The sequence below is a fragment of the Thermomonas flagellata genome, assembly GCF_022419185.1.
Classification (GTDB): Bacteria; Pseudomonadota; Gammaproteobacteria; order Xanthomonadales; family Xanthomonadaceae; genus Thermomonas; species Thermomonas flagellata.
Genome location: NZ_JAJOZK010000001.1, coordinates 44,836 through 70,704 on the forward strand (window position 1 = coordinate 44,836; position 25,869 = coordinate 70,704).

A 25,869-nucleotide genomic window follows, 5' to 3' on the forward strand; every position below is an offset into this window, starting at 1 on the left:
GGGTTCCTGCCGCGGCCCGCCCTCCGGCGGGCCGCGGCCGTTGCAGCCCCTACAATTCCCGCCGCGGGCCTATAGCTCAATGGTCAGAGCAGGGGACTCATAATCCCTTGGTTCCAGGTTCGAGTCCTGGTGGGCCCACCAGCCCCGCGTCGGGGGCGCCGATGCCGCTGACCGTGATCGCGGCCACGCCTTCCCACTGCACCTGCCAGCCGAGCCGCTGCGCCAGCCGCTCCAGCAGTGCGGAGCCTGGCCCGGCGTCGGCCGTTGCGGCGGGGGCGGGGCCGGCCTCCGGCGCGGCGGCTAGGCGCAGGCGGTGCCCGCGCGCGTCCAGCACGAGTCCCTGCCCCGGCGCGCCGGCCTGCAGCTGGCGCAGCAGCGCGGCCAGCAGCAGGCGCGCCTCGCGCCGCGGCAGCCGCCAGCGGCCGCGGCCATCGATGCGTACCCCGGCCGCGGGCAGCCCGGCGGCGTCGGCCACCTCGGCCAGGAACGCGGCGGCATCCACTGTCTCGGCCTGCAACGGCTGCCGGCGCGCGGCCGCCAGCAGGCTCTCCAGCAGTTCACGCATCTGCGCGATCCCGCGCTCCAGCCGCTGCAGGCGCGCCGCCGTGGCCGGATCGGCGCCGGCGTCGTCGAGCAGCACTTCGGTCACGCCCTGGATCACCGCCAGCGGCGTGCGCAAGGCGTGGCTGGCATCAGCGAAGAAGGCCTGCTCGCGGGCGTCCGCGGCGACCAGCCGCGCCTGGTAGGCGTCGATCGCGCGCGCCAGCCGCCCGAGATCGTCGCGGCTGGCGGTCTGCGCCAGCGCGGTCGCGGTCGGCTGGTCGGGCAGGGCGTCGACCGCCTCCGCCAGCCGGTGCAGCGGCGCCAGCGCCAGCCCGGAGAACCACCAGCCCAGCGCGCCGGCGAGCAGGGTCCCGAGCACCACCATCGCCGCCATATAGCCGTGCAGGTGGCGCTCCAGGGCCTCGATGTCGCCGAGGTCGATGGTGAACACCAGCCGCCCGGCGGCGGTGTCGAACACGCCGACGTGGATGTCCGGCTGCGCCGGATCCTCGCGCACCCCGGGCGGGAAGCCGGCGTAGGCCGGCGGCAGCGCGGGGTCACCCTGGCGGTAGCCGCTCAGGCGCTGGGTGCGCGGCAGCCGCGCGCGCTGCCCGGTGGCCAGCAGCAGGCCGTAGTCGTCGGCTTGCCCGCGCAGGATCTCGGTCGCCACCAGGTATTCGTAGTCCTCCGCCAGCCAGGCCGCGGTGCCGGCGGCCAGCAGGCTCAGCAGCAGGCCGAGGGCGGTCGCCACCAGGGTGGCGCGCAGCCGCAGCGGCAGCGGGCGCCGCGCGGCCGCGCTCATGCCGGCGGCACCAGGCGGTAGCCGACCCCGCGCACCGCGTGCAGCAGCGGTGATGCGAACGGGCGGTCGATCTGCGCGCGCAGCTCGTAGATCTGGGTCTGCAGCGCGGCCAGGTCGGCGCCATGCTCGCCCCAGCCGGCCGCGATCAGGCGCGCATGCGGCACGATTCGCGGGCAGTGCTGCAGCAGCAGCTGCAGCAGCGCGCCCTGCAGCCGGGTGAGCGGGATCGCGCGGCCGTCGCGGGTGGCGGTGCGGGTCTGCGGGTCGTAGCGCAGCGGTCCGCAGGCGAGGGCATGGTCGGGCGGATGGGTGCGCCGGTGCAGGGCCAGCAGGCGCGCCTCCAGCTCGCGTAGGGCGAACGGCTTGACCAGATAGTCGTCGGCACCCTCGGCGAATCCGCGCAGCTTGTCCTCCAGGGTGTCGCGCGCGGTCAGCATCAGCACCGGCACGCCGTGGCCGGCCTCGCGCAGGCGCCGGCACAGCGCCAGTCCGTCCAGCCGCGGCAGGCCGAGGTCGAGCACGATCGCGTCGAACCCGCCCTGCAGCGCGCGCGCCAGCCCGCTGCCGCCGTCTGCACAGTGGTCGACGGCATGCCCGCGGCGTTCCAGGAAGTCCCAGATGTTGGCGGCGATGTCGTGCTGGTCCTCGATCACCAGCACGTGCAGGCGGGGCGGCATGGCGGCAGGGGCGGTGGCGGCGCGCATAGCCTGCCACGGCCGCGCGACCACGGGCGGCCTTAACGAAAGCTTGAACTGCGGCTGAGACCGGCTTAGCCAAGCCGTGGGATGCTGGACGGATGCCTGCGATCCCCGCCCCCGTCCGCGCCGCCCTCGCCAGCCCGCTGGGCCAGCGTTTCCGCCCGCTGCTGTGGCTGGCGGCCTGCTTCCTCGTGCTGTCCACCCTCACCCGGTTGGCGCTGCTGGTGGCCACCGGCGCCGGGGTGCCGCCCAACCCCGGCTATTGGCTGTACGCGTTCGCGGTCGGGTTCGGCTACGACCTACTGGCGCTGGTGTACTTCGCCTGGCCGCTGGTCCTGCTGCTGTGGCTGCTGCCGCGCGGCTGGCTGCTGCGCCGGCGCGGGCGCTGGCCGGTGGCGGCGCTGTCGCTGCTGTTGCTGTACGTGCTGCTGTTCGTGGCGGCGGCGGAGTGGACGTTCTGGGACGAGTTCCAGGCGCGCTTCAACTTCATCGCGGTGGACTACCTCGTCTACACCACCGAGGTGATCGGCAACATCCGCCAGTCCTACCCGGTGGGCTGGATCCTGTCGGGGCTGGCGGTGGTGGGGATCGCGGTGTTCGTCCTGACCCGGCGCTGGCGCCAGCCGCGCGCGGACCGCGCCGGCTTCGGCGCGCGCTCGCTGGTGCTGGCGGTGTGGCTGGCGGCGAGCGTGCTCGGCACCTGGCTGGTGAGCGGCGAGCTCAAGGACCGCACCGCCAACACCTACGTCAACGAGCTGGCCGGCAACGGCATCTACCAGTTCTTCGCAGCCTACCGCAGCGCGGCGCTGGACTACCCGCGCTACTACCGCACGGTGCCGGACGCCGAGGCGTGGGCGACGGTGCGCGCGCAGATCGCGCGGGCGCAGCCGGACGCGCGCTTCACCGGCCCCGAGGGCATCGGGCGCTGGGTGCTGACCCCCGGCCCGGAGCGGCGCCTGAACGTGGTGCTGATCAGCGTGGAGAGCCTGTCGGCGGACTTCTCCGGTACCTACGGGCGCGCCGACAGCCTGACCCCGCAGCTGGACGCGCTGGCCCCGGCCAGCCTGGTGTTCACCGACCTGTGGGCGACCGGCACCCGCACCGTGCGCGGGCTGGAGGCGCTGGCGCTGTCGGTGCCGCCGACCCCGGGCGAGTCGATCGTCAAGCGCGAACGCAATGAGGGCCTGTACACCCTCGGCCAGGTGTTCCGCGACAAGGGCTACCACGCCATGTTCCTGTACGGCGGGTACGGCGCGTTCGACAACATGAACTACTTCTTCGGGCACAACGGCTACGACGTGCACGACCGCACCGAGATCCCGTCGGCGCAGATCCACCACGAGAACGTGTGGGGGGTGGCCGACGAGGACCTGTACACCATGGCGATGCGCCACTTCGACGCCGACGCCGCGGCCGGGCGGCCGTTCTTCGCCCACATCATGACCACCTCCAACCACCGCCCCTACACCTTCCCGGCCGGGCGCGGGCCGTGGCCGCAGGGCAAGCGCGAGAGCGCGGTGGCCTACACTGACTGGGCGATCGGCGACTTCCTGCGCCGCGCACGCGCGCACCCGTGGTTCCGCGACACCCTGTTCGTGATCACCGCCGACCACTGCGCCTCCAGCGCCGGGATCGCCGCGCTGCCGGCCTTCCGCTACCGCATCCCGCTGTGGATCTATGCCCCCGGCGGGCAGGTCGCGCCAGGACGTCACGACCGCATGACCAGCCAGATCGACATCGGCCCGACCGTGCTCGGCCTGCTCGGCATGCGCTACTACAGCCAGTTCTACGGGGTCGATGCGCTGCGCCAGCCGCCCGGCAGCGAGCGCGCCTTCATCGGCACCTACCAGCTGCTGGGCTACCTGCGCGACGGCGTGCTGGTGCAGCTGGCCCCGCACCGCCAGGTCGCGACCCTGCGCCCGGCGCTGCAGCGCGACCAGCCGCAGCCGCCGCTGCCGGAGCGGCCGCAGCTGACCCTGGAGGCGATCAGCAACTATCAGACCGCGGCTGCGGCGTTCACCGGCGGCGCGCTGCGGGTGCCGCGCGCGTTGCCGCCGGTGCCCGCGCGCTGACGCGGGCGGCATAATCGCCGCCCATCCCCGGCCCGTCGCCCCACCGCCCCGTCGCCGCCATGCTCGAGACCGTCGAACACCAGACCGGGCCAGACCCGCAGTGGGCCGTGCTGTGGCTGCACGGGTTGGGCGCCGACGGCCACGACTTCGCGCCGATCGTGCCGGAGCTGGTGCGCGCCGGCTGGCCGCCGCTACGCTTCGTGTTCCCGCATGCGCCGGTGCGTCCGGTGACGATCAACGGCGGCATGCGCATGCGCGCCTGGTACGACATCCGCGACCTCGACCTCGCCCATCGCGCCGATCTGGCGGGCGTGGATGCCTCGGTGGCGGAGGTGGAGGCACTGATCGCGCGCGAGGCGGCGCGCGGCATCCCGCCGCAGCGGCTGCTGCTGGCCGGGTTCTCGCAGGGGGGCGCGATCACCCTCGCGGCCGGGCTGGCGCGCCGGCAGCCGCTGGCTGGGCTGGTCGCGCTGTCCACCTACCTGCCGCTGCCGGCGGAGACAGCCCGGCAGCGGATGCAGCCGGAGGCCAGCGCGCAGCCGGTGTTCCTCGCCCATGGCCGGCTCGACCCGGTGGTGCCGTTCGCTGCGGGCGAGGCGGCCGCGGCCGCGCTGCGCCGGTTCGGCTTCGGCGTGGACTGGCACGCCTACCCGATGCAGCACGCGGTGTGCGCGGAGGAGATCGCCGACCTCGGCGACTGGCTGCAGGCCCGGTTCGCCCGGGGCTGACATGGCCGCGCCCGCCGCCGCGGGCTACCATCGGGACCGCGCCATCTGCCGGATGGAGGCCAGCATGGGGACACCGCCGCTGCGGGTGCTGATCGTGGACGACGAGCCGCTGGCGCGCGCGCGCCTGCGCACGCTGCTGCAGGCCGATCCGACGGTGGTGGTGGCGGGCGAGGCGGCGGACGGCGAGGCGGCGCTGGCGGCCTGCCGGTCGCAGCCGCCGGACCTGGTGCTGCTGGACATCGCCATGCCCGGGATGGACGGGCTGCAGACCGCGCGCGCGCTGGCCGAGTGCCAGCCGCGCCCGGCGGTGGTGTTCTGCACCGCGTACGACGCGCACGCGCTGTCGGCGTTCGAGGCCGAGGCGCTCGACTACCTGGTCAAGCCGGTGCGCGCCGAGCGCCTGGCCGCGGCGCTGGCGCGGGTGCGCACCTTCCTCGCCGGGCGCGCCGCCCCGGCCGCGGACGCCCCCGGCGCGCGCCGCCACCTGACCGCGCGCCTGCGCGGCAGCCTGCGCCTGATCCCGATCGAGGAGGTGCACTACCTGCAGGCGGAGGAGAAGTACGTGGTGGTGCACCATGCGCGCGGCGAGGACCTGATCGAGGAGCCGCTGAAGGCGTTGGAGGCCGAGTTCGCCGGGCGCTTCGTGCGCATCCACCGCAACTGCCTGGTGGCGCGCGCGCAGCTGGCCGAGCTGCGGCGCACCGCGGACGGCCACGTGCAGGCGGTGCTGCGCGACGTGCCGCGGCCGCTGGACGTCAGCCGCCGCTGCCTGGGGCCGCTGCGCGAGCTGCTGCAGCCACGCTGAGCAGGCCTGCGGCCGCGCGGGCCCGCGTGCCAGCCGCGAGCGGCGATAATCCGCGCATGACCCGCCTGCGCATCGCCACCCGCAAGAGCCCGCTCGCCCTGTGGCAGACCGAGCACGTCGCCGCCCGCCTGCAGCAGGCGCACCCCGGCCTTGCGGTCGAGCTGGTGCCGCTGAGCACCCGCGGCGACGAGATCCTCGACCGCTCGCTGGCGGCGATCGGCGGCAAGGGCCTGTTCCTGAAGGAACTGGAGCTGGCGATGCAGCGCGGCGAGTCCGACTGCGCCGTGCATTCGCTCAAGGACGTGCCGATGGAGCTGGAGCCCGGCTTCGCGCTGGCCGCGATCCTCGCCCGCCACGACCCGGCCGATGCCTTCGTCAGCCCGCGCTTCGCGGACCTGGCGGCGCTGCCGCCGGGCGCGCGGGTCGGCACCTCCTCGCTGCGCCGGCAGGCGCAGCTGCGCGCGCTGCGCCCCGACCTCGACCTGCGCGACCTGCGCGGCAACGTGAACACCCGCCTGGCCAAGCTCGACGCCGGCGACTACGACGCGATCGTGCTGGCCTGCGCCGGGCTGGAGCGGCTGGGGCTGGGCGCGCGCGTGCGCGCGCGGCTGGCCGCGCCGGACTGGCTGCCGGCGCCGGCGCAGGGCGCGATCGCGATCGAATGCCGCAGCGACGATGCCACCACCCGCGCGCTGTGCGCGGCGCTGGACGATCCCGCCACCCGCACCTGCGTGGAGGCCGAGCGCGCGATGAACCGCGCCCTGCACGGCAGCTGCCACGTGCCGGTGGCGGCGCTGGCCACCCTGGACGGCGCGCGCCTGCACCTGCAGGGGCTGGTCGGCAGCGCCGGCGACGGCCGCCGGGTGCGGGCAGCGGCGGAGGGCGCGGCGGACGCGCCGGAGGCGCTCGGGCAGGCGGTGGCGCAGGCGCTGCTGGCGCAGGGGGCGCGCGCGCTGCTCGACGCCGGCTGAGCCCGCGGTCAGAACGCGTAGCGCAGGGTCAGGTTGGCGTCGGTCTGGTTGCGGCTGCGCACGTCGCTGTCGCGGCGCAGCTCCAGGCCGGAGTCCAGGGTCCAGGCCGGGCGCAGGGTCCACTGCAGCTGCACGCTGTTGCGCAGGTAGGTGCCGCGCTGGCCGGTCTCGACCCGGGTCACCTGCGACAGCCGCGCGTTCGGCCACAGCGCCTGCTGCCATTCCATGCGCCCGCGCAGGACCGGGCCGGTGCCGGCGATCCCGTCCTCGGCGTAGGCCTGCAGCCGCCAGCCGGTGTCGACCGCCAGCTTGAGCCGGGTGGCCTCGGTGTCCATCGCCTCGATCCCGTACTGCAGGCCGAACCGCGCCTTGCTGCCCTCCGGCTTCATCCATTCGCGGTGGCGCGCGTCGGCCAACTGCAGCTGGACCCGCCCGCCGGGCAGCGCGTCGGCATCCACCCGCAGCTGTCCGGCCGGGATCGCCGGCTGCGCCTGCGGGTTCCACTCGCTGTCCAGGCAGCGCATCCAGCCGCAGGCGGGGACCGCCAGCAGGCGCGCGGCCAGCACCGGCTGCGGCAGCACCGGCGGGGCGTGTTCGAGCGCGATCGGCGGGGCGATGAACGCCGGCCACAGCAGGGCGAGCATGCAGGGCGCAGGGGCGGGGGAACCTGCGCCGATTGTAGGCGCCGCACATGAACGCGGCGTGCCGGCCGGCGCCGGCCGGCGCTCACTGCGGCGCGGCGATGGCGATGGCCGGGTCGTCCCAGCGCGAGTACTGCAGCGTCACCTGCCGCGGCGGCTGGCCGGTGCGGGCTTCCAGCTGGATCGGATAGCCGCTGCGATCGATCCACCACACCACCTCGCCGGCGTCGCTCGCAGCGCGGCGCAGCACGAACTTGCGCGACGGTCGGCCCTGGACCATTTGCATCCCGGCCGCTTCGGCGGTGTATTGGGACAGCCCGCGCGCGATCTCCTGCGGCAGCCGCAGCGCCGCCAGCGTGGCCGGGTCCGCTGCCTGCTTGGTGGCCTGGCCCTGGCGCGGCCGGTGGACGGCATCGCCGATCACGACCTGGGTGCCGCCGGTGGCGGACTGCAGCCGGTAGCGGTCGGGGGCGACGAAGTCCAGTTCGGTTTCCTGCGGCTTGCCGGTCGCGCCGCTGCGGGTGGTCAGGCGCGCGTGGTAGCGCTGCAGGGCGAGGAACTTCTGCGCCGAGGCCTGCACCTGGGCTCGCGCGTCGGCACTGCCCGACGCGGGTGTGGCGGTGCCGGCGATCGCTGCCGATGGAGCCGCGGCCGCCGCAGGTGTCGGCGTGGTGGAGGGCGCCTTGGCCTCGGCCGCGGCGGTAGCGGTGGCGGCCGTGGAGGCAGCGGGCGGGGTGACGGGCTGGCAGGCGGCCAGCGACAGGGCGGCGAGCAGGGTGGCAGCGGGGCGCAGGGCGGTCGGCATGCGGGAGTCCTCGGGCGGCGGGCCCAGGCCCGCCAAGCGGCATAATCGTCGCATGGACCGCTATGAACGCATCATCGCCCTGCACCGCACCTTCAAGGCGGCGCGGCAGCCGGTGCCGCTGCGCCGGCTGCAGGACGAGCTGGGCTGTTCGCGCGCGACCGTGTACCGCGACCTCGCCTACCTGCGCGATGCGCTGATGGCCCCGGTCGAGGGCGATGCCGAGGCCGGCTTCCGCTACACCCGGGACGAGGGCGAGCGGTTCGAGCTGCCCGGCCTGTGGCTGACCTCCGAGGAGCTGCACGCGCTGATCGCCGCGCAGCAGCTGCTGGCGCGCAGCGGCGGCGGGATGCTGGCCTCGGCGCTGGCGCCGCTGCAGCAGCGGGTGGAGCGCCTGCTGGCGCTGCACACCGGCGGCCGGGCGCTGCCGCTGCAGCGGGTACGGGTGCTCACCCACCACGGCCGCCGGATGGACGAGCACGTGTTCCGGATCGTCGCCTCGGCGGTGCTGGAGCGGCGCCGGCTGGCGTTCGACTACCGCGCGCGCAGCACCGGCGACCTCACCCGGCGCACCCTCAGCCCGCAGCGGCTCACCCACTACCGCGACAACTGGTACCTCGACGCCTGGGACGAGGAGCGCGCGGCGCTGCGCAGCTTCTCGCTCGACCGCATCAGCGGCGTGCGCGTGCTCGACGGGCTCGCGCGCGACGTGCCCGAGGCCGAGCTCGATGCGCACCTGGCCGCCAGCTACGGCATCTTCTCCGGCAGCCCCAAGGGCTGGGCCACCATCCGCTTCTCGGCCAAGGCCGCGCGCTGGGTGGCGGACGAGCGCTGGCACTCGCAGCAGCAGGGCCGCTTCCTGCCCGACGGCCGCTACGAGCTGAAGGTGCCGTACTCGGTGCCGCGCGAGCTGCTGATGGACGTGCTGCAATACGGCGCCGACGCCGAGATCGTGGAGCCGCTGGCGCTGCGCGAGCAGATGAAGGCCATGCTGCAGCTGGCGCTGTCCAGCTACGAGGCGTGAGCGCGGCGGAGGCGCGTCGCAGCCGGTGAGATGGCGGCGCGGCAGGCTGGCGCCAGTCCTGATGGAGCCGCCGCCATGACCCGCGAAGACCTCGACCGCCTGCTCCGCCACCTGGTCACCCTCGGCGCCCTCGCCGTGCTGCTGATCCCGGCCGCGCGCGGCCATGGCGAATGGCTCGGCTGGCGCCCGCTGTGGCTGCTGGGGATGCCGCTGGCGGCGTGGTGGAGCCTGCGCGGCTGCCCGCTGCCGGCGTGGCGGCTGCGCCTGCCGCGCCGCCGCCGAGCGCAGGCGCGCCGCTGCGTTCCGCGCGCCCGGCGCTTCTGCGCGGCCGGCCTGCGCCGCGCCTGAGGGCCGCCCCAGGCGGCATGGCCTTGGGCACATGGGGCGGGCGCGCGCCTGTGCTAGCGTTCCGGGCTTCTTCACACCGATGCTCCGCGCATGTCCCAGCTCGCCCACGCCGCCCTGCTCGCCAGCCTCGCCGTCGCCGGCGGCGCGTCCGCCCAGACCCCGCCCGACGCCGATCCCTATGCCTGGCTGGAGGACGTGCAGGGCGAGCAGGCGCTGGACTGGGTGCGCGCGCGCAACGCCCGCACCGAGGCCGACATCGCCGCCACCCCCGCGTTCCAGGCGTTGGAGGCGGACATCCGCGCCATCCTCGATTCCAGCGCCAAGATCCCCGCGGTGCAGAAGATCGGCGCCTACTACTACAACTTCTGGAAGGACGCCGAGCACCCGCGCGGGCTGTGGCGGCGCACCACCCTGGAGGAATACCGCAAGCCGGAGCCGCGCTGGGAGACGGTGCTCGACCTCGACGCGCTCAACGCCGCCGAGGGCGCCCAGTGGGTCTGGCAGGGCGCCGACTGCCTGCGCCCGAAGTACCAGCGCTGCCTGATCGCGCTCTCGCCCGGCGGCTCGGACGCCAACGTCACCCGCGAGTTCGACCTCGCCACCAAACAGTTCGTCAAGGACGGCTTCTTCCGCCCCGAGGCCAAGGGCGGGCTGGCGTGGATCGACGAAGACACCGTGTACGTGTACACCGACTTCGGCCCCGGCAGCCTGACCAGCTCCGGCTACCCGCGGATCGTCAAGCAGTGGAAGCGCGGCACCCCGCTGGCGGCGGCCACCGTGGTGTACGAGGGCAAGCCGGACGACATGTACATCGCGGCCATGCGCGACCACACGCCCGGCTACCAGCGCGATTTCGTCAGCCGCACCCTGGCCTTCTACAACGACGAGCTGTACCTGCGGAACGCGGACGGCCGCCTGACCAAGATCAATGCGCCCAACAGCGCGCAAAAGAGCGTGCACAAGGACTGGCTGCTGCTGGAGCTGCGCGAGCCTTACACCGCCGGCGGCAAGACGTGGAAGCCGGGTTCGCTGATCGCGACGAAGTTCAATGACTTCATGGCCGGCAAGCGCGACTTCACCGCGCTGTTCGAGCCGACCGACAAGTCCTCGCTGGCCGGCTACACCTGGACGCGCGACCACCTGGTCCTGAACGTGATGGAGGACGTCAAGAACCGCCTGTCGGTGCTGACCCCCGGCAAGGCCGGATGGACGGCCGCGCCCTTCGTCGGTGCGCCGGCGATGGGCACGGTCGCGGTGGCCGCGGTCGATCCGGACGCGAGCAACGCGGTGTGGCTGACCGCCACCGACTTCCTCACGCCGACCACGCTGTCGCTGGCCGAGGTCGGCAAGGCGCCCGAGGTGCTCAAATCCAATCCCGCGTTCTTCGACGCCAGCCGCGACGTGATCGAGCAGCACTTCGCCACCAGCAAGGACGGCACCAAGGTCCCGTACTTCCTGGTGCGGCCGAAAGACCTCAAGTTCGACGGCCGGGCGCCGACCCTGCTGTACGGCTACGGCGGCTTCGAGATCTCGATGACGCCGACCTATTCCGGCGCGGTCGGCAAAGGCTGGCTGGAGAAGGGCGGGGTGTACGTGCTGGCCAACATCCGCGGCGGCGGCGAGTACGGCCCGCGCTGGCACCAGGCCGCGCTCAAGGCCAACCGCCACAAGGCCTACGAGGACTTCGCCGCGGTCGCCGACGACCTCGTCGCGCGCAGGATCACCTCACCGGCGCACCTGGGCGCGATGGGCGGCAGCAACGGCGGCCTGCTGATGGGCAATATGCTCACCCAGTACCCGGACAAGTTCGGCGCGATCGTGATCCAGGTGCCGCTGCTGGACATGAAGCGCTACAGCCACCTCTTGGCCGGCGCCTCGTGGATGGCCGAATACGGCAACCCGGACACCGCGGACTGGGAATTCATCAAGACCTTCAGTCCCTACCACCTGTTCGACCCGGCGCGCCGCTACCCGCCGGTGCTGCTGCTGACCTCGACCAAGGACGACCGCGTGCACCCCGGGCATGCGCGCAAGATGATGGCCAAGCTGGAAGCGGCCGGGAAGGACGCGCACTACTACGAGAACATCGAGGGTGGCCACGGCGGCGCCGCCGACAACGCGCAGGCCGCGCACATGGCCGCGCTGGCCTACACCTTCCTGTGGCAGCGGCTGGCGCGATGAACGCCCGCCGCCGCGCCGCCGCCCTCGCCCTCCTGATCGCAGGCGCCCTGTCGATGAGCATGCCCGTGACCGCCCAGACCCCGCCGACTCCGCCCCAGGCCGCGCAGCGCCCGCACGTGGTGAAGGCGCCATTCGGCGCCGAACGCAGCGACCCGTACTACTGGCTACGCGACGACCGCCGCCAGGACCCGCAGGTGCTGGGCTACCTCGCGGCCGAAAACGCCTATGCCGATGCGGTGCTGGCGCCGCTGAAGCCGCTGCAGGACGCGCTGTACGCCGAGTTCACCGCGCGCATCCAGCAGGACGACGCCAGCGTGCCCTACCGCGAGCGCGGCTGGTGGTACTACACCCGCTTCGAGGCCGGCAAGGATTACCCGATCCACGCCCGCCGCGCCGATGCTGCGGGCGTGGACGCCGCGGCCATCTTGGCCGCCAACGCCGCCGGCGACTTCGCCGGCGAACAGGTGCTGCTGGACGTCAACGCACTGGCCGCGGGCAAGGACTACTACGCCATCGGCGGGCGCGCGGTCAGCCAGGACAACCGCTGGCTGGTGTACGCCGAGGACACCAACGGCCGCCGCCAGTACACCCTGCGGATCAAGGACCTGGACAGCGGGCGGGTGCTGGACGAGGCGATCCCCGGCACCGCCGGCGACGCGGTGTGGGCGGACGACAACCGCACCTTCTTCTACATCGAGAACGATCCGGTGACCCTGCTCGGCAACAAGGTCCGCCGCCACGTGGTCGGCACCGATCCCAAGCAGGATCCGGTGGTGTACGCGGAGCCGGACGACAGTTTCTACATGGGCTTGGGCCGCACCCGCGACGACCGCTACCTGCTGATCGTGCTCGACAGCACGGTCTCCAACGAGGTGCGCTATGCGCCGGCCGACGCGCCGGACGCGTTCGCCGTGCTCGCTCCGCGCGAGCGCGGGGTGGAGTACGACGCCGACCACCACGGCGGGCGCTGGGTGATCCGCACCAATGCCGACGGCGCCACCAACTTCAAGCTGGTCACCGCCGCCGACGGCAGCACCTCGCGCCGCGACTGGCAGGACTGGATCGCGCACGACCCGCAGGTGTTCATCGAGGGCTTCGAGCTGTTCGACGGCTTCACCGCGGTCGCCGAGCGCAGCGGCGGGCTGGAGCGCGTGCGCGTGCATCGCGCCGACGGCAGCGAAGAGTACTTGGCCGCCGACGAGCCGGCCTATGCGATGGGGCTGGACGTCAACAGCGAGCCGGACAGCGACTGGCTGCGCTACGGCTACACCTCGCTGACCACCCCGGCCACGGTGTACGAGACCAACGTGCGCACCGGCGAGCGCCGCCTGCTCAAGCGCCAGCCGGTGCCGGGCTACGACCCCGCGCAGTACGTCACCGAGCGCGTGTGGGCGCCGGCCCGGGACGGCACCCGGGTGCCGGTGTCGATCGTCTACCGGAAGGGCTTCGCGAAGAACGGCAAGGCGGCGCTGCTGCAGTACGGCTACGGCAGCTACGGGCTGTCGATGGACCCGGCGTTCTCGCCGACCGTGGTCAGCCTGCTCGACCGCGGCATGGTCTATGCCATCGCCCACATCCGCGGCGGCCAGGAGCTGGGCCGGCAGTGGTACGAGGACGGCAAGCTGCTCAAGAAGCAGAACACCTTCACCGACTTCATCGACGTCACCGACTTCCTAGTGCGGGAAGGCTATGCCGCGCCCGACCGCGTGGCCGCCTACGGGGGCAGCGCCGGCGGGCTGCTGATGGGCGCGATCGCGAACATGGCGCCGCAGAAATACCGGGTGATCCTGTCGCAGGTGCCGTTCGTGGACGTGGTGACGACCATGCTCGATCCCAGCATCCCGCTGACCACCAACGAATACGACGAGTGGGGCAACCCGGAGCAGCCGGAGTACTACCGCTACATGCTGGGCTATTCCCCGTACGACAACCTGCGCGCGCAGGCCTACCCGGCGATGTTCGTCGGCACCGGGCTGTGGGACTCGCAGGTGCAGTATTGGGAGCCGGCCAAGTACGTGGCGCGCCTGCGCACGCTGGACACCTCCGGGCAACCGGTGGTGTTCCGGATCAACATGGAGGCCGGCCACGGCGGCAAGTCCGGGCGCTTCCGCCGCTACCGCGAGCAGGCGGAGATGTACGCCTTCCTGCTCGATCGCCTGGGCGTGCCGGCGCGCGCGGACGCGCGCTGAGGGCCACGCGCGGGGGGCGCGTGACGCCGCCGGCCATGCGCGCGCTGTGGTGGCTGCTGGCGTGGGCGAGCCTGGCGCTCGGCCTGCTCGGGGTGCTGCTGCCGGGACTGCCGACCGTGCCGTTCGTGCGGCTGGCCGCGTTCGCGGCGGCGCGCGGCTCGCCGCGGCTGCGCGCGCGCCTGCTGGCGCACCGCCGGTTCGGGCCGCTGATCCGCGACTGGGAGCGCCACGGTGCCGTCGGCCGCCGCGCCAAGTGGCTGGCCACGGCGATGATGGCGGCCAGCGCCGTGCTGCTCGGGCTGTTCGCCGCGCGCGCCTGGCAGGCCGCGCTCGGTATCGCCGCGATGGCGGCCGTCGCGGCCTGGCTGTGGCGGCGCCCGGAGCCGCCACCGTGAGCGGGCACGCAGGTACACTGCCGGCATGACCAAGCGCCTGGCCCTGCTGACCGTGCTCGCCTGCCTGCTCGCTGCCTGCGGCAACAAGGGGCCGCTGGTGCGGCCGCCGCCGGCGGAGCCGCAGGACGCGCCCGCGCCGAGCGCCCCGGCCGCGGAGCCGGCCACCGGTGACGGCGCCCCGGCCTGAGCCATGGCCGGCATCCGCCGCTTCAGCAAGATGCACGGGGCGGGCAACGACTTCGTCGTGCTCGACCTGCGCGACGGCCAGCCGCCGCCGACGCCCGCCGAGTGCGCGCGGATCGCCGACCGCCATCGCGGGGTCGGCTGCGACCAGCTGCTGACGATCGAGCCGGCGTCCGGCGCGGACGCGGTCGCGGCCTACCGGATCTGGAACGCGGACGGCAGCGTGGCCGGGCAGTGCGGCAACGGCGCGCGCTGCGTGGCGGCCTGGCTGGTGCGCGCGGGCGCGGCGCCGGCCGACGGCGGCTTCGCGATCGCCAGCCCGGCCGGCCTGCATCCGGTGCAGCGCGACGGCTCCGGCGAGTTCGTGATCGACATGGGCGCGCCGCGCTTCGCCCCGGAGGCGATCCCGCTGCTCGGGTTCGCGCAGGCGCAGGACGCCTACCCGCTGCAGGTGGACGGCCGCGTGCTCACGGTCGGCGCGGTCTCGATGGGCAACCCGCATGCGCTGCTGGAGGTGGACGATCTCGCCGCCGCGGACGTCGCCGGGATCGGCGCCGCCCTGCAGCGGCACCCGGCCTTCCCGCAGTCGGTCAACGTCGGCTTCGCGCAGGTGCTCGCGCCGACGCGCATCCGCCTGCGCGTGTACGAGCGCGGCGCCGGCGAGACCCTGGCCTGCGGCAGCGGGGCCTGCGCGGCGGTGGCGGTGCTGGACCGGCGCGGGCGGGTGGCGGCCGCGGACGGGGTGGCGGTGGCATTGCCGGGTGGGGTGCTGCGGATCCGCCGCGACCGCGACGGCCACCTGTGGATGGCTGGTCCGGCCGTGTTCGTATTCGAGGGAGAATGGGCGTGAGCAAGGACCTTGACGGCATCACCGAGAAGCTGGGCGCGCACGAGGTCGCCGCCTGGCTGCGCCGGCATCCGACCTTCCTGCAGCAGTTCCCGGATCTGGCGCTGACCCTAGTGGTGCCGCGCGAGCAGGGCCAGACCGCCTCGCTGGCCGGCTACCAGCTGGAGATCCTGCGCGAGAAGAACCGCGAGCTGACGCGCCGCCTGCACGAGCTGATGGCCAACGCGCAGGAAAACGAGCGGCTGGCCGTGCGCACCCACCAGCTCACCCTGGCCCTGCTCAAGCAGCCGACCGCCGCCGCCAGCGTGCGCGCGCTGGCCGCCGGGCTGGCCGAGGATTTCCACGGCGATCTGGTGCGGGTCGTGCTGTTCCACCCCGTGCCGGGCCTGGGCGAGGCCGACTGGCTGCAGGTGATCGCCGAGGACGATCCGCGCCTGGCCGGTTTCCGCGACCTGCTGGCCAGCGGCGAGCCGGTGTGCGGGCGGCTGCACCCGGACAAGCTCGCGCTGCTGTACGGCGCGCAGGCGGGGCAGGTGCACAGCAGCGCACTGCTGGTGCTGCCGGGCACCGGCCTGGTCGCGGTCGGCAGCCATGATCCCCACCGCTTCTACCCGGGGATGGGCACGCTGTTCCTGCGCATGATGGGCGAGGCACTGCAGGCCGCGCTGCAGCGCGGGGACTGCGTGCCGCCGCGATGAGCGCGGCGGACGACCCGGTCGCGGCCTACCTGGCGCACCTGGCCGAGGAACGCCGCGGCTCCCCGCATACGCTGGACGCCTATCGCCGCGACCTCGGCGCGCTGCAGGCCTGGGCCGCGGGGCGCGATCTGCTGGCGCTGGGCGAGGCCGACCTGCGCGCCTTCATCGCCGCCGGCCACCGCGCGGGGCTGGCCCCGACCTCGCTGCAGCGGCGGCTGTCGGCCTGCCGCGGTTTCTACCGCTGGCTGCTGCGGCACGGCCGGGTCGCGACCGATCCCTGCGCCGGGGTGCGCGCCCCGAAGGCCGCGCGCAAGCTGCCGCAGGTGCTGGACGTGGACGAGGCGGTGCAACTGGTCGAGCTGGCGCCGGACGGCCCGCTCGGCCTGCGCGACCGCGCCCTGCTGGAGCTGTTCTATTCCTCCGGGCTGCGCCTATCGGAGGTCTGCGCGCTGCGCTGGCAGGACCTCGACCTCGACGGCGGGCTGGTGACGGTGCTCGGCAAGGGCAGCAAGCAGCGCATCGTGCCGGTCGGCCGCCACGCGCGCGCGGCGCTTCAGGCCTGGCGCGCGGCCTGCGCGGCGGGCGAGGCGGCCTACGTGTTCCCCGGGCGTGGCGGCGCGCGCATCAGCGCGCGCGCGATCCAGCTGCGCCTGCGCCGGCTGGCGCAGCGCCAGGGCATCTTCAAGCGCATCCATCCGCACCTGCTGCGGCACAGTTTCGCCAGCCATCTGCTGGAATCCTCCGGCGACCTGCGCGGCGTGCAGGAGCTGCTGGGCCACGCCGACATCGCCACCACCCAGATCTACACCCACCTCGACTTCCAGCACCTGGCCAAGGTGTACGACGCCGCGCATCCGCGCGCCAGGCGCAAGCGCTGAATGCGCGTCGCTGTTTCCCAACACGCGCGATGGGGGCGCCGCGCGTTCCCCGTTCGCGCATCGGCGCGCTGGCAGGGACGCCGCCGGATACCCGCTTGAAGCCGCGGTGCGCGGCCCCACATCGGCTGTTCCAAGGAGATGCCGATGGATCCCCGCCAGAACCCCCAGGTGTTCCACGCCACCACCATCGTCTCGGTGCGCCGCGGCGGCCAAGTGGTGATCGCCGGCGACGGCCAGGTCACGCTCGGCCACACGGTGATGAAAGCCAACGCGCGCAAGGTGCGCCGGCTGGGCAAGGACGGCCGCGTGCTGGCCGGCTTCGCCGGCGCGGCGGCGGATGCGTTCACCCTGTTCGAGCTGTTCGAGGCCAAGCTGGAGAAGCACGGCCAGCTGACCCGCGCGGCGGTGGAAATGGCCAAGGATTGGCGCACCGAGCGCCGCTTCGGCAAGCTCGAGGCGCTGCTGGCGGTGGCCGATGCCGACACCTCGCTGGTGATCTCCGGCACCGGCGACGTGATCGAGCCGGAGGACGGCCTGATCGCGATCGGCTCCGGCGGCATGTACGCGCTGGCCGCGGCGCGCGCGCTGCTGGCGCATACCGCGCTCGACGCGAAGGCCATCGCCACCGAGGCGCTGGGCATCGCCGGCGACATCTGCATCTACACCAACCGCAACATCGTGGTCGAGACGCTCTAAAGCCCGCGCTGCGGCGTGCCGAGGGCAGACCGATCAACCAAGCGAGTATCGGGGAGCGACTTGATCGGTCTGCCCTCGGTGCGCCGCCTCCAGGACATCCGACATGACCGATTCCTCCTCCATGACCCCGCGCGAGATCGTCGCCGAACTCGACCGCCACATCGTCGGCCAGCACGCCGCCAAGCGCGCGGTGGCGATCGCCCTGCGCAACCGCTGGCGGCGCGCGCAGCTGCCGCCGGAGCTGCGCAACGAGGTGATGCCGAAGAACATCCTGATGATCGGCCCCACCGGCGTGGGCAAGACCGAGATCGCGCGCCGCCTGGCCACGCTGGCCAACGCGCCGTTCGTGAAGGTGGAAGCCACCCGCTTCACCGAGGTCGGCTACGTCGGCAAGGACGTGGAGCAGATCATCCGCGATCTGGCCGACACCGCGGTGAAGCTGTACCGCGCGCAGGCCAAGCAGCGCGTGCGCACCCAGGCCGAGGAGCGCGCCGAGGAGCGCCTCCTCGACGCGCTGCTGCCCAAGCGCGAGGCCGCGCCCGCGTTCGGCTTCAACCCGGCGCAGGCCGCCACCATCGACATCGGCGCCGAACCGTCGGCGCAGGAGTCCGCGACCCGGCAGAAGCTGCGCCGGCAGCTGCGCGCCGGCGAGCTGGACGCGCGCGAGATCGAGCTGGATCTGAGCACCCAGCTTGGCGTGGACATCCTGGCCCCGCCCGGCATGGAGGAAATGGGCCAGCAGCTGCGCCAGATGTTCAGCCAGCTCTCCGGCGGCAAGACCCACAAGAAGCGCATGACCATCGCCGCCGCGCGCCCGCTGCTGGTCGAGGAGGAGGCCGGCAAGCTGGTGAACGAGGACGAGGTGCGCGAGGCCGCGATCGAGGCCTGCGAGCAGCACGGCATCGTGTTCATCGACGAGATCGACAAGGTCGCCAAGCGCAGCGAGGGCATGGGCGCCGACGTCAGCCGCGAGGGCGTGCAGCGCGACCTGCTGCCGCTGGTGGAGGGCAGCACGGTGAGCACCAAGTACGGCCCGGTGAAGACCGACCACATCCTGTTCATCGCCAGCGGCGCGTTCCACCTGGCCAAGCCGTCCGACCTGATCCCGGAGCTGCAGGGCCGCTTCCCGATCCGGGTGGAACTGGACGCGCTCGGCAAGGACGAGTTCGTGCGCATCCTCACCGAACCCAAGGCCGCGCTGACCCGCCAATACGTGGAGCTGCTGGCGACCGAGGGGGTGAGCCTCGCGTTCACCGCGGACGGGGTGGAGCGGATCGCCGAGATCGCCGCGCACGTCAACGAACGCCAGGAGAACATCGGCGCGCGCCGCCTGCACACCGTGCTGGAGCGGCTGCTGGAGCCGCTGAGTTTCGAGGCTCCGGACAAGGGCGGCAGCGTCACCATCGACCGCGCCTACGTCGATGCGCGCCTGGGCGCGCTGGTGCAGGATCCGGACCTGAGCCGCTACATCCTGTGACGCGCGCGCCCGGACGGGGCCATAATCGCGGCATGGACGCGCACGGCGACACCGACAAGGGCACCACCCACTTCGGCTTTCGCGAGGTGCCGGTGGCGGACAAGCAGAAGCTGGTCGGGGCGGTGTTCTCCTCGGTCGCCGGCAAGTACGACCTGATGAACGATGCGATGTCGCTGGGCATCCACCGGCTGTGGAAGCGCCACTTCGTGGCGACCGCGCCGGTGCAGCAGGGCGATTGCGTGCTCGACCTGGCCGGCGGCACCGGCGACATCGCCGCCCTGCTGCAGCCGCGGGTCGGCGCGCGCGGGCGGGTGGTGCTCGGCGACATCAACGGCGACATGCTGCGGGTCGGGCGCGACCGCCTGACCGACCGCGGGCGCGTGCGCGGGCTGGACTACGTGCAGTGCAACGCGCAGGCGCTGCCGTTCCCGGACGCCTGCTTCGACCTGGTCACGATCGCGTTCGGGCTGCGTAATGTGACCGACAAGGACGCCGCCCTGCGCGAGATGCGGCGGGTGCTGCGCCCCGGCGGGCAGGCGCGGGTGCTGGAGTTCTCGCAGGTCACCGCCGGCTGGTTCCGCCCGCTGTACGACTTCCATTCGTTCCAGGTGCTGCCGCGCCTGGGGCGGCTGCTGGCGGACGACGCCGACAGCTACCAGTACCTGGCCGAGTCGATCCGCCGCCATCCGCCGCAGCGCGAACTGCAGGCGATGATGGAGGCGGCCGGGTTCGCGCGCTGCGGCTACCGCAACCTCAGCGGCGGGATCGTGGCGATCCACACTGGCTACGCGGTCGGGTAAGCTGGCGACGGGTAGGCCGGATGGGAGCGCGGGGGGCGCGGACATGCTGGCGGCGGGCAAGTTCCTCGGGGTGCTGAGGCGCTCCTACACCGCGAAGATCTTCGCGGTCGCGTTCTTCGGCACCCACGTGCCGCTGCTGGCGCTGCTGGTTTGGAGCCTGGCGCGCGGCTGGGGCCGGGACGTGCTGCTGGTGCACGTCGTGCTGGTCGCGCTGGCGGCGACCCTGGTCGGGTTCGGGTTCACCCTGGTGCTGCTGCACCGGCTGCTGGCGCCGCTGCGCGCGGCCGTGCGCGCGCTGGATGCCTACGATCTGCGGCGGGAATTGCCCAATCTGCCGGAATCCGGCGCCGACGAACTGGCCGCGCTGGGGCGCGGCCTCAACCGCAACCTGCGGCGCCTGGACGACGGCCTGCGCCAGCTCGAGCACCTCGCCTCGCACGACCCGTTGACCGGGCTGCTCAACCGCCGCGGGGTCGAAGCGCGGGCGGAGCTGGCGGCGCCGGCCGGGGCGCATGCCGATCCGTTCTGCCTGGTCTTGATCGACCTGGACGGCTTCAAGCAGGTGAACGACCGCGAAGGGCACCAGGCGGGCGACCGGCTGCTGGTCGCCACCGCGGAGCGCCTGCGCGCGCGGATGCGCCCGCAGGACTGGATCTGCCGCTGGGGCGGGGACGAGTTCCTGCTCGGGATGCAGGCCAACGCGGACAACACCCGCGCCGTGCTCGCGCGCTGGGCCGCGGAGCTGGCGGGCGAGCAGCCGCCGATCCGCTTCAGCGCGGGCATCGCCGAACGCCGCCCCGGGGAGGACTTCGCGGCCCTGTACCGGCGCGCCGACGAGGCGATGTACGCGGACAAGGCGCGCCGGGCGGCGCCCGGTTCGGGCGGCGCGCTGTCGCCGCAGGCGCAGCAGCCGGCCTGAGCGCGTCCCGCCCGTGGCTCACGCCGCGGGCTGCAAGCCCCAGCTGAGCTTGAGGAACAGGCTGCGGGCGTTGCCGAACAGGTCGGGGTTGCCGTCGTCCATGAACGCCCCGTAGCTGCCGCCGGCGTACAGCGCGGTGCGCGGATCGACCTTGTAGGAGTACACCAGCTGCCCGGCCCAGTCGCGGCTGCGCGCGTCGACCCCGGGCGGATGGCGCGCGGGGTCGCGCTGCACCCGGCTGCCCTCGAATCCGGGCAGCTGGCGGCAGGACATAGGCGCGCGCCGGACGCGTGCGCCGGGCAGTGCCACACGTCAGCACGACCAAGGTCATGCCCGCCGGCCGCGGGGTCGGGCGCTACACTGGGCGCTTCCCCGCCCGCAGGTATCCCCCATGCGTCCGATGCTCCTCTCGGTTTCCGTTGCCGCCGCGCTCGGGCTGCTCGCCGGTTGCGAACGCGCGCCCGCGCCGGCCGCGGCCACCCCGCCCGCCGCCCGCCCCGCCACCGCCCAGGAGCGCATCGTGGACGAGCATTCCTACGCCCAGCCGGACAAGGTCCGCACCACCGACCTCGCGCTCGACCTGGCGATCGACTTCGACCACAAGGTCATCCGTGGCACCGCCACCTACACCCTCGACTGGCTGGACAAGTCCGCGCCGGCGCTGGTGCTGGACACCCGCGACCTGACCATCGACAAGGCCGAGGGCCTGGGGGCCGACGGCCAGTGGACGCCGCTGCGCTTCAGCCTCGCGCCCAAGGATCCGGTCCTCGGCAGCAAGCTGACCATCGAGGCCCCGTCGCACCCGCGCCAGATCCGGGTCACCTATGCCACCTCGCCGCAGGCCTCCGGCCTGCAGTGGCTGGAGCCGGCGATGACCGAGGGCAAGAAGCAGCCGTTCATGTTCAGCCAGTCGCAGCAGATCCACGCGCGCTCGTGGGTGCCGCTGCAGGACACGCCGCAGATCCGCTTCACCTACAGCGCGCACGTGACCGCGCCGAAGGACGCGATGGTGCTGATGAGCGCCGACAACGACCCGAACGCGGCGCGCGACGGCGACTACCACTTCAAGATGCCGCAGAAGATCCCGTCCTACCTGCTGGCGATCGCGGCCGGCGACCTGGTGTTCAAGCCGATCTCCGCGCGCAGCGGGGTGTGGGCGGAGCCGGCGATGGTGGACAAGGCGACCGCCGAGTTCGCCGACACCGAGAAGATGATCGAGACCGCCGAGTCGCTGTACGGCCCGTACCGCTGGGGCCGCTACGACCTGCTGGTGCTGCCGCCGAGCTTCCCCTACGGCGGCATGGAGAACCCGCGCCTGACCTTCGCCACTCCGACCGTGATCGTGGGCGACAAGTCGCTGGTGTCGCTGGTCGCGCACGAGCTGGCGCACAGCTGGTCGGGCAACCTGGTCACCTTCGCCACCGACAAGGACGCCTGGCTCAACGAGGGCTTCACCACCTATGTGCAGGGCCGCCTGACCGAGGCGCTGTACGGCAAGGACATGGCCGACATGGAGCAAGTGATCGACCGCGACGAGCTCAAGCAGGAATACAAGACCCTGCGCCCCGAGCTGCAGCGGCTCTCGCTCAAGCCCGGCACCCTGGCCGACCCCGACGACCAGTCCAGCGCCACCGTGTACACCAAGGGGGCGTGGTTCCTGCAGTTCCTCGAGCAGCGCTTCGGGCGCGAGGCGTTCGACGCCTTCCTCAAGGGCTATTTCGACCACTTCGCGTTCCAGAGCATCACCACCGCGCAGTTCCGCGACTACCTGAAGACCCACCTGCTCGACAAATACCCGGGCAAGGTCAGCCTGCAGGAGGTGGACCAGTGGCTGTACGCGCCGGGCATCCCGGCCGACGCCCCGCAGGTGGAGTCGCGCCGCTTCAGCACGGTGGACGCCGCGCGCATCGCCTGGCAGGGCAGCGGCCAGCTGCCGGCGCCGGCGATCACCGGCGCGTGGAGCACCCAGGAGTGGGTGCACTTCCTGGAGGGCATGCCGGCGACCCTGAAGCCGGAGCAGCTGGCGCAGCTGGATGCCGCCTACCACTTCACCGGCACCCCGAACGGCGAGATCGCGATGCGCTGGTACCCGCTGGCCGAGCGCAGCGGCTATGCCGCCGCGCGCCCGGCGATGGGCCAGTTCCTGGAGCGGGTCGGGCGGCGCAAGCTGATCCTGCCGATCTACAAGGCGCTGGTGGCGACCCCGGACGGGCTGGCGTTCGCCAAGGCGGTGTTCGCCAAGGCGCGCCCGGGCTACCACCCGATCACCACCGGCTCGGTCGAGGCGCTGATCGCGCAGGCCTCGCCGCAGGCCCCGGCGCGCGCGGAGGTCCCGCCCGGGCTGCATCCGGTGGATCCGGCGCCGGCGCCCGCGCAGACCCACTGACGGCCGATGGCGCTGCTGGCGCAGCTCGCGCTGGTGCTGGCGCTGACCGCGCTGCTGCTGCTCGCGGTCGCGCTGGCGCGCGAGCCGTACCGGCTGGTGCGCGCGGCGTTCGCCCTGCAGCGCTGGCGCGCCGGCTGCCGCCGCCGCAGCCTGCGCATCGGCGGCTGGCGCTGGGTGTATGCGGAGCGCCCGGGGCGGGATCCGGCGGCGCCGCCCTTGGTGCTGCTGCACGGCTTCACCGGCAGCAAGGAGAACTGGTACCCGCTGGTGCGCGCGCTCGGCCGCCGCCACCGCGTGCTGGTCCCGGACCTGCCCGGCTGGGGCGAGAGCGAGCGCCGGCGCGGCGAGGACTACGGCTATTCGGCGCAGGCCGCGCGGGTCGCCGAATTCCTGGCCTGGCTCTGCCCGCAGCAGCCGGTGGTGCTGCTCGGGCATTCGATGGGCGGCGGCATCGCCGCGCTGGTGGCCGCGCGCGCGCCGCAGCGGGTGGCCATGCTCGGGCTGCTGAACGCCGCCGGCGTGCGCTTCGCCGACAACGCCTTCGGGCGCGCAGTGCAAGCCGGCGCCAATCCGTTCGCGGTGGAGGACGCCGCGTCGCTGCGGTGCTACCTCGATACCGTCTTCCACGTCCGCCGCGCGCGCCCGTGGATCCCGTGGCCGGCCGCGGCCGCCTACATCGCGCGCCGGCGCGCGGACTCAGGCTTCGAGCAGGCGGTGCTGGACGCGATCGGGCGCGGGCCGGAGGCGCTGCAGCCGGGCGAGGAGGCGGCCGCGATCCGGCAGCCGGTGCTGCTGCTCGGCTGCCGCGCGGACGCCGTGGTCGACCCGAGCGCGCTGGCGGCCTATGCCGCGCGCCTGCCGCAGGCGCGCCAGGTGCTGCTCGAGGACTGCGGGCACATGAGCCTGATGGAGCGACCGCGCGACGTAGCGGCGGCAATACTGGACTGGATGGCGGCCGCGGCGCCGCCGCGGAGGACGGCATGAACACCCCACGCAGCGCGGGACTTTGGCTGTGCCTGCTGCTGGCAGCCTGCCAGCGCGGGCCGGACCCGGCGCAGGCGGCCCAGGCCGCCGCGCAGGCCGCCGCCCAGGCGCAGGCCGCGGCCGAGCTGGAGGCCAAGCTCGAGGCCGCGGAGCAGGCGCAGGACTGGCGGCTGGCCAAGGGCTATGCCGAGGTGCTGCTGGCCGAGCATCCGGCCAGCGCCGCCGCGGCGCGGGTCAAGCCGCGGCTGGACGGGCTGCGCGCCAAGGCCGAGGCGCAGGCGCAGCAGCGCCGGCTGGCCGCGCTGTGGAGCTACGACGACATCGCCGTGCCCGGCGGGCGCCAGCGCTCGGCCGCGATCTATTCGCAGCGGCCGGTGGACACCGACGGCCGCGGCGCGCACCCGGTGCGGCTGATCTTCCGCGACCATCCCAGCTGGGGCCGCAGCGCCTACCTGGTGCTGCAGGCCGGCGACTTCGACTGCTACCGCGGCTGCCGGCTCAAGGTCACGCTGGACGGCCAGGCCCACACCCTACCCGGCTCGCGCCCGAAGACCGACGAGGCGATCGCCATGTTCATCGAGGACTGGAAGGGCCTGTGGAAGCTCGCCAAGTCCGGCCGCGAGTTGACCATCGAATTCCCGACCAAGGCGGTCGGCCGCCGCAGCGCGACCTTCGAGGTCGGCGGCCTGGACCCGGCCCGGCTGCCGAAGTGGAACTGAAGGCGCTCATGCATGCCCCGCCTCAGCCTGGCGCACAAGGCGCACAAGAGGGCTCTCCGGCTGCAGGCGCCTTTTCAATACCGACGCGCAGAGTTTGGGCCGGTTGTGGTAGGGTGCAGATGCAGGGGGCATTCTGACAACGGGTAATTTACGATGATGGCGCGAGTCTCATCGGGATTGTTGCTATTGGCCGTTGCCGGGCAAGCAGGTGCGCAAACTGCTGTTGCATCTAGCGAGGGGGCGGATCAGCCACAATTCGGCCCGGTCAAGAGCGAGTTATGTAGGTGCGATTCAACAACGGGCTGACTCTTTTGCTTGACGACAGACGGAGCAAAATCTCCGTCAACAATGGGCGGGGGGTGCAGGATATAGATCTTGATGCTGCCCTGCTTGCTATGAGTCATGGGGATGCAGCGCTAGCCGGTGCAATCCGGACCCGTTTCCGCGCCACACTTGAAGCCCCTGCGCGCGCGATCACGCTGACGTCAGACGACTTCCCTTCTGCTTTTTCGCAATGGGGCTCAGACACGGGCTGCTTGTCGGTAGACAACGATTGCTGGCATGACCCTGGGCTCAGCTCATATTGGACAGGCGTGTCGGATTTCACGGAGTTTGGCTGGGGTGGTTATTCCCTCACTTTCCTGGCATACGGCGCGCCGAATACGCAGGATGGAAAAGACAGAAGGGACTGGGATCGCTGGCGGAAGAGCCGTTGCGATGATGCCGTCAACAGCGCTTTTTACATGGCCGGGGCTGCGATTGGTGCTGTCGTGCTCTGTCCGACAAGCGCGACAGTTGCCACAGCCGCCACATTGCGGTGTCGCTGCTGCGACCTTCTTCTGGGAGCTTGACAATTGGGCGGACGCAAGTGTTGATTGCAGAGCCCCATATCCCGGGCCGGGGAGGTGGTGACGATATGATCGCAACGTGTCCTTGGGTTGCGTTGATGATGATATTGGTTTACGGGGTGTTGCTGGTGCTAGCGCTGCGGATGCTGCCCGATCGGCCGGAGGCTAAGCTGTTGAAGCGGGTGGCCTATGCGGCGTTCCTGGCGCCAATATTGCTTGCGTGGGCAAAAAACTG

Annotated in this window: 25 protein-coding genes and 1 tRNA gene; 21 read left to right on the forward strand and 5 right to left on the reverse strand. The window is 72.9% G+C overall.

Features of this window, described 5'->3' with window-relative positions; all coding sequences use genetic code 11:
- Positions 1-65 precede the first annotated feature (65 nt).
- Positions 66-141, forward strand: a tRNA-Ile gene (locus ML340_RS00185).
- Here ML340_RS00185 and ML340_RS11985 read toward each other — a convergent pair.
- Positions 98-1,345: a sensor histidine kinase gene (locus ML340_RS11985; RefSeq protein WP_425608251.1), complete on the reverse strand. Its 1,248-nt coding sequence runs from the start codon at positions 1,343-1,345 to the stop codon at positions 98-100. The genes ML340_RS00185 and ML340_RS11985 overlap by 44 nt on opposite strands.
- Positions 1,342-2,022, reverse strand: coding sequence for a response regulator transcription factor (locus ML340_RS00195; RefSeq protein WP_240095472.1), 681 nt, complete (start codon positions 2,020-2,022; stop codon positions 1,342-1,344). The genes ML340_RS11985 and ML340_RS00195 overlap by 4 nt, the downstream gene beginning before the upstream one ends.
- A 119-nt stretch (positions 2,023-2,141) precedes the next feature.
- On the opposite strand from ML340_RS00195, the gene ML340_RS00200 reads away from it, so the two are divergent.
- From ML340_RS00200 to hemC, 4 genes are all read left to right on the forward strand, one after another.
- Entirely contained in the window at positions 2,142-4,115 is a 1,974-nt protein-coding gene (locus tag ML340_RS00200) for an LTA synthase family protein (protein ID WP_240095474.1), read from the forward strand.
- A 59-nt stretch (positions 4,116-4,174) separates the two neighbouring features.
- Entirely contained in the window at positions 4,175-4,843 is a 669-nt protein-coding gene (locus ML340_RS00205; protein WP_240095476.1) for an alpha/beta hydrolase, read from the forward strand.
- A 64-nt stretch (positions 4,844-4,907) separates the two neighbouring features.
- Entirely contained in the window at positions 4,908-5,648 is a 741-nt protein-coding gene (locus tag ML340_RS00210; protein WP_240095477.1) for a LytR/AlgR family response regulator transcription factor, read from the forward strand.
- Between the two features lie 56 nt (positions 5,649-5,704).
- Positions 5,705-6,619 (forward strand): hydroxymethylbilane synthase, encoded by a 915-nt coding sequence (gene hemC, locus ML340_RS00215; protein ID WP_240095479.1) that lies wholly within the window; start codon positions 5,705-5,707, stop codon positions 6,617-6,619.
- Between the two features lie 8 nt (positions 6,620-6,627).
- Here the strand turns inward: hemC and ML340_RS00220 are convergent, their stop codons facing one another.
- Entirely contained in the window at positions 6,628-7,263 is a 636-nt protein-coding gene (locus ML340_RS00220) for a DUF481 domain-containing protein (RefSeq protein WP_240095481.1), read from the reverse strand.
- A gap of 82 nt (positions 7,264-7,345) precedes the next feature.
- The gene (locus ML340_RS00225; protein WP_240095483.1) at positions 7,346-8,065 is read right to left on the reverse strand and encodes a LolA family protein; all 720 of its coding nucleotides are present in this window, start codon (positions 8,063-8,065) and stop codon (positions 7,346-7,348) included.
- Positions 8,066-8,117: 52 nt separating this feature from the next.
- Here ML340_RS00225 and ML340_RS00230 point away from each other — a divergent pair, with 52 nt between their 5' ends.
- The 13 genes from ML340_RS00230 (at position 8,118) to ML340_RS00290 (ending at position 20,697) form a co-directional block, all read left to right on the forward strand.
- Complete coding sequence (locus ML340_RS00230; protein ID WP_240095485.1) at positions 8,118-9,086, forward strand: helix-turn-helix transcriptional regulator; 969 nt, start codon at positions 8,118-8,120, stop codon at positions 9,084-9,086.
- A gap of 75 nt (positions 9,087-9,161) precedes the next feature.
- Positions 9,162-9,434, forward strand: coding sequence for a hypothetical protein (locus ML340_RS00235; protein ID WP_240095487.1), 273 nt, complete (start codon positions 9,162-9,164; stop codon positions 9,432-9,434).
- A 90-nt stretch (positions 9,435-9,524) separates the two neighbouring features.
- Positions 9,525-11,615: a prolyl oligopeptidase family serine peptidase gene (locus tag ML340_RS00240; protein ID WP_240095488.1), complete on the forward strand. Its 2,091-nt coding sequence runs from the start codon at positions 9,525-9,527 to the stop codon at positions 11,613-11,615.
- The gene (locus ML340_RS00245; RefSeq protein ID WP_240095489.1) at positions 11,612-13,804 is read left to right on the forward strand and encodes a S9 family peptidase; all 2,193 of its coding nucleotides are present in this window, start codon (positions 11,612-11,614) and stop codon (positions 13,802-13,804) included. Before ML340_RS00240 ends, ML340_RS00245 begins: the two co-directional genes overlap by 4 nt.
- 20 nt (positions 13,805-13,824) lie before the next feature.
- Complete coding sequence (locus ML340_RS00250) at positions 13,825-14,199, forward strand: YbaN family protein (protein WP_425608245.1); 375 nt, start codon at positions 13,825-13,827, stop codon at positions 14,197-14,199.
- Between the two features lie 25 nt (positions 14,200-14,224).
- Positions 14,225-14,386 carry an LPS translocon maturation chaperone LptM gene (lptM, locus tag ML340_RS00255; protein WP_240095490.1) on the forward strand — a complete coding sequence of 54 codons (162 nt, stop codon included), beginning with the start codon at positions 14,225-14,227 and terminating at the stop codon, positions 14,384-14,386.
- Between the two features lie 3 nt (positions 14,387-14,389).
- On the forward strand, positions 14,390-15,232 hold the full coding sequence (dapF, locus tag ML340_RS00260; RefSeq protein ID WP_240095491.1) for a diaminopimelate epimerase: 843 nt from the start codon (positions 14,390-14,392) through the stop codon (positions 15,230-15,232).
- Complete coding sequence (locus ML340_RS00265) at positions 15,229-15,927, forward strand: DUF484 family protein (RefSeq protein WP_240095492.1); 699 nt, start codon at positions 15,229-15,231, stop codon at positions 15,925-15,927. Before dapF ends, ML340_RS00265 begins: the two co-directional genes overlap by 4 nt.
- A complete protein-coding gene (gene xerC / locus ML340_RS00270) occupies positions 15,924-16,805 on the forward strand; it encodes a tyrosine recombinase XerC (protein WP_240095493.1) in 882 nt (293 codons plus the stop codon). Before ML340_RS00265 ends, xerC begins: the two co-directional genes overlap by 4 nt.
- Positions 16,806-16,949: 144 nt before the next feature.
- A complete protein-coding gene (gene hslV / locus ML340_RS00275) occupies positions 16,950-17,501 on the forward strand; it encodes an ATP-dependent protease subunit HslV (RefSeq protein ID WP_240095494.1) in 552 nt (183 codons plus the stop codon).
- Positions 17,502-17,604: 103 nt separating this feature from the next.
- Positions 17,605-18,978, forward strand: coding sequence for an ATP-dependent protease ATPase subunit HslU (gene hslU, locus ML340_RS00280; protein WP_240095495.1), 1,374 nt, complete (start codon positions 17,605-17,607; stop codon positions 18,976-18,978).
- 32 nt (positions 18,979-19,010) lie between these two features.
- Positions 19,011-19,778: a bifunctional demethylmenaquinone methyltransferase/2-methoxy-6-polyprenyl-1,4-benzoquinol methylase UbiE gene (gene ubiE / locus ML340_RS00285; RefSeq protein ID WP_240095496.1), complete on the forward strand. Its 768-nt coding sequence runs from the start codon at positions 19,011-19,013 to the stop codon at positions 19,776-19,778.
- Between the two features lie 43 nt (positions 19,779-19,821).
- Positions 19,822-20,697 (forward strand): GGDEF domain-containing protein, encoded by an 876-nt coding sequence (locus tag ML340_RS00290; RefSeq protein ID WP_240095497.1) that lies wholly within the window; start codon positions 19,822-19,824, stop codon positions 20,695-20,697.
- An 18-nt stretch (positions 20,698-20,715) separates the two neighbouring features.
- Here the strand turns inward: ML340_RS00290 and ML340_RS00295 are convergent, their stop codons facing one another.
- On the reverse strand, positions 20,716-20,970 hold the full coding sequence (locus tag ML340_RS00295; RefSeq protein ID WP_240095498.1) for a hypothetical protein: 255 nt from the start codon (positions 20,968-20,970) through the stop codon (positions 20,716-20,718).
- A 118-nt stretch (positions 20,971-21,088) separates the two neighbouring features.
- Between ML340_RS00295 and ML340_RS00300 the strand changes: the two genes are divergently transcribed.
- The 3 genes from ML340_RS00300 to ML340_RS00310 are packed head-to-tail and all read left to right on the forward strand — an operon-like array spanning position 21,089 to position 24,786.
- A complete protein-coding gene (locus tag ML340_RS00300; RefSeq protein WP_240095499.1) occupies positions 21,089-23,083 on the forward strand; it encodes a M1 family metallopeptidase in 1,995 nt (664 codons plus the stop codon).
- Between the two features lie 6 nt (positions 23,084-23,089).
- A complete protein-coding gene (locus ML340_RS00305) occupies positions 23,090-24,067 on the forward strand; it encodes an alpha/beta fold hydrolase (RefSeq protein ID WP_240095500.1) in 978 nt (325 codons plus the stop codon).
- Positions 24,064-24,786 carry a hypothetical protein gene (locus tag ML340_RS00310; protein ID WP_240095501.1) on the forward strand — a complete coding sequence of 241 codons (723 nt, stop codon included), beginning with the start codon at positions 24,064-24,066 and terminating at the stop codon, positions 24,784-24,786. The genes ML340_RS00305 and ML340_RS00310 overlap by 4 nt, the downstream gene beginning before the upstream one ends.
- Positions 24,787-25,869: the final 1,083 nt, after the last annotated feature.

Bases quoted from the DNA above. Each gene is read 5' to 3' on its own strand.
- ML340_RS11985 (WP_425608251.1), bottom strand. From the start codon at position 1,345: ATGAGCGCGGCCGCGCGGCGCCCGCTGCCGCTGCGGCTGCGCGCCACC.
- ML340_RS00195 (WP_240095472.1), bottom strand. From the start codon at position 2,022: ATGCCGCCCCGCCTGCACGTGCTGGTGATCGAGGACCAGCACGACATC.
- ML340_RS00200 (WP_240095474.1), top strand. From the start codon at position 2,142: ATGCCTGCGATCCCCGCCCCCGTCCGCGCCGCCCTCGCCAGCCCGCTG.
- ML340_RS00205 (WP_240095476.1), top strand. From the start codon at position 4,175: ATGCTCGAGACCGTCGAACACCAGACCGGGCCAGACCCGCAGTGGGCC.
- ML340_RS00210 (WP_240095477.1), top strand. From the start codon at position 4,908: ATGGGGACACCGCCGCTGCGGGTGCTGATCGTGGACGACGAGCCGCTG.
- hemC (WP_240095479.1), top strand. From the start codon at position 5,705: ATGACCCGCCTGCGCATCGCCACCCGCAAGAGCCCGCTCGCCCTGTGG.
- ML340_RS00220 (WP_240095481.1), bottom strand. From the start codon at position 7,263: ATGCTCGCCCTGCTGTGGCCGGCGTTCATCGCCCCGCCGATCGCGCTC.
- ML340_RS00225 (WP_240095483.1), bottom strand. From the start codon at position 8,065: ATGCCGACCGCCCTGCGCCCCGCTGCCACCCTGCTCGCCGCCCTGTCG.
- ML340_RS00230 (WP_240095485.1), top strand. From the start codon at position 8,118: ATGGACCGCTATGAACGCATCATCGCCCTGCACCGCACCTTCAAGGCG.
- ML340_RS00235 (WP_240095487.1), top strand. From the start codon at position 9,162: ATGACCCGCGAAGACCTCGACCGCCTGCTCCGCCACCTGGTCACCCTC.
- ML340_RS00240 (WP_240095488.1), top strand. From the start codon at position 9,525: ATGTCCCAGCTCGCCCACGCCGCCCTGCTCGCCAGCCTCGCCGTCGCC.
- ML340_RS00245 (WP_240095489.1), top strand. From the start codon at position 11,612: ATGAACGCCCGCCGCCGCGCCGCCGCCCTCGCCCTCCTGATCGCAGGC.
- lptM (WP_240095490.1), top strand. From the start codon at position 14,225: ATGACCAAGCGCCTGGCCCTGCTGACCGTGCTCGCCTGCCTGCTCGCT.
- dapF (WP_240095491.1), top strand. From the start codon at position 14,390: ATGGCCGGCATCCGCCGCTTCAGCAAGATGCACGGGGCGGGCAACGAC.
- xerC (WP_240095493.1), top strand. From the start codon at position 15,924: ATGAGCGCGGCGGACGACCCGGTCGCGGCCTACCTGGCGCACCTGGCC.
- hslV (WP_240095494.1), top strand. From the start codon at position 16,950: ATGGATCCCCGCCAGAACCCCCAGGTGTTCCACGCCACCACCATCGTC.
- hslU (WP_240095495.1), top strand. From the start codon at position 17,605: ATGACCGATTCCTCCTCCATGACCCCGCGCGAGATCGTCGCCGAACTC.
- ubiE (WP_240095496.1), top strand. From the start codon at position 19,011: ATGGACGCGCACGGCGACACCGACAAGGGCACCACCCACTTCGGCTTT.
- ML340_RS00290 (WP_240095497.1), top strand. From the start codon at position 19,822: ATGCTGGCGGCGGGCAAGTTCCTCGGGGTGCTGAGGCGCTCCTACACC.
- ML340_RS00295 (WP_240095498.1), bottom strand. From the start codon at position 20,970: ATGTCCTGCCGCCAGCTGCCCGGATTCGAGGGCAGCCGGGTGCAGCGC.
- ML340_RS00300 (WP_240095499.1), top strand. From the start codon at position 21,089: ATGCGTCCGATGCTCCTCTCGGTTTCCGTTGCCGCCGCGCTCGGGCTG.
- ML340_RS00305 (WP_240095500.1), top strand. From the start codon at position 23,090: ATGGCGCTGCTGGCGCAGCTCGCGCTGGTGCTGGCGCTGACCGCGCTG.
- ML340_RS00310 (WP_240095501.1), top strand. From the start codon at position 24,064: ATGAACACCCCACGCAGCGCGGGACTTTGGCTGTGCCTGCTGCTGGCA.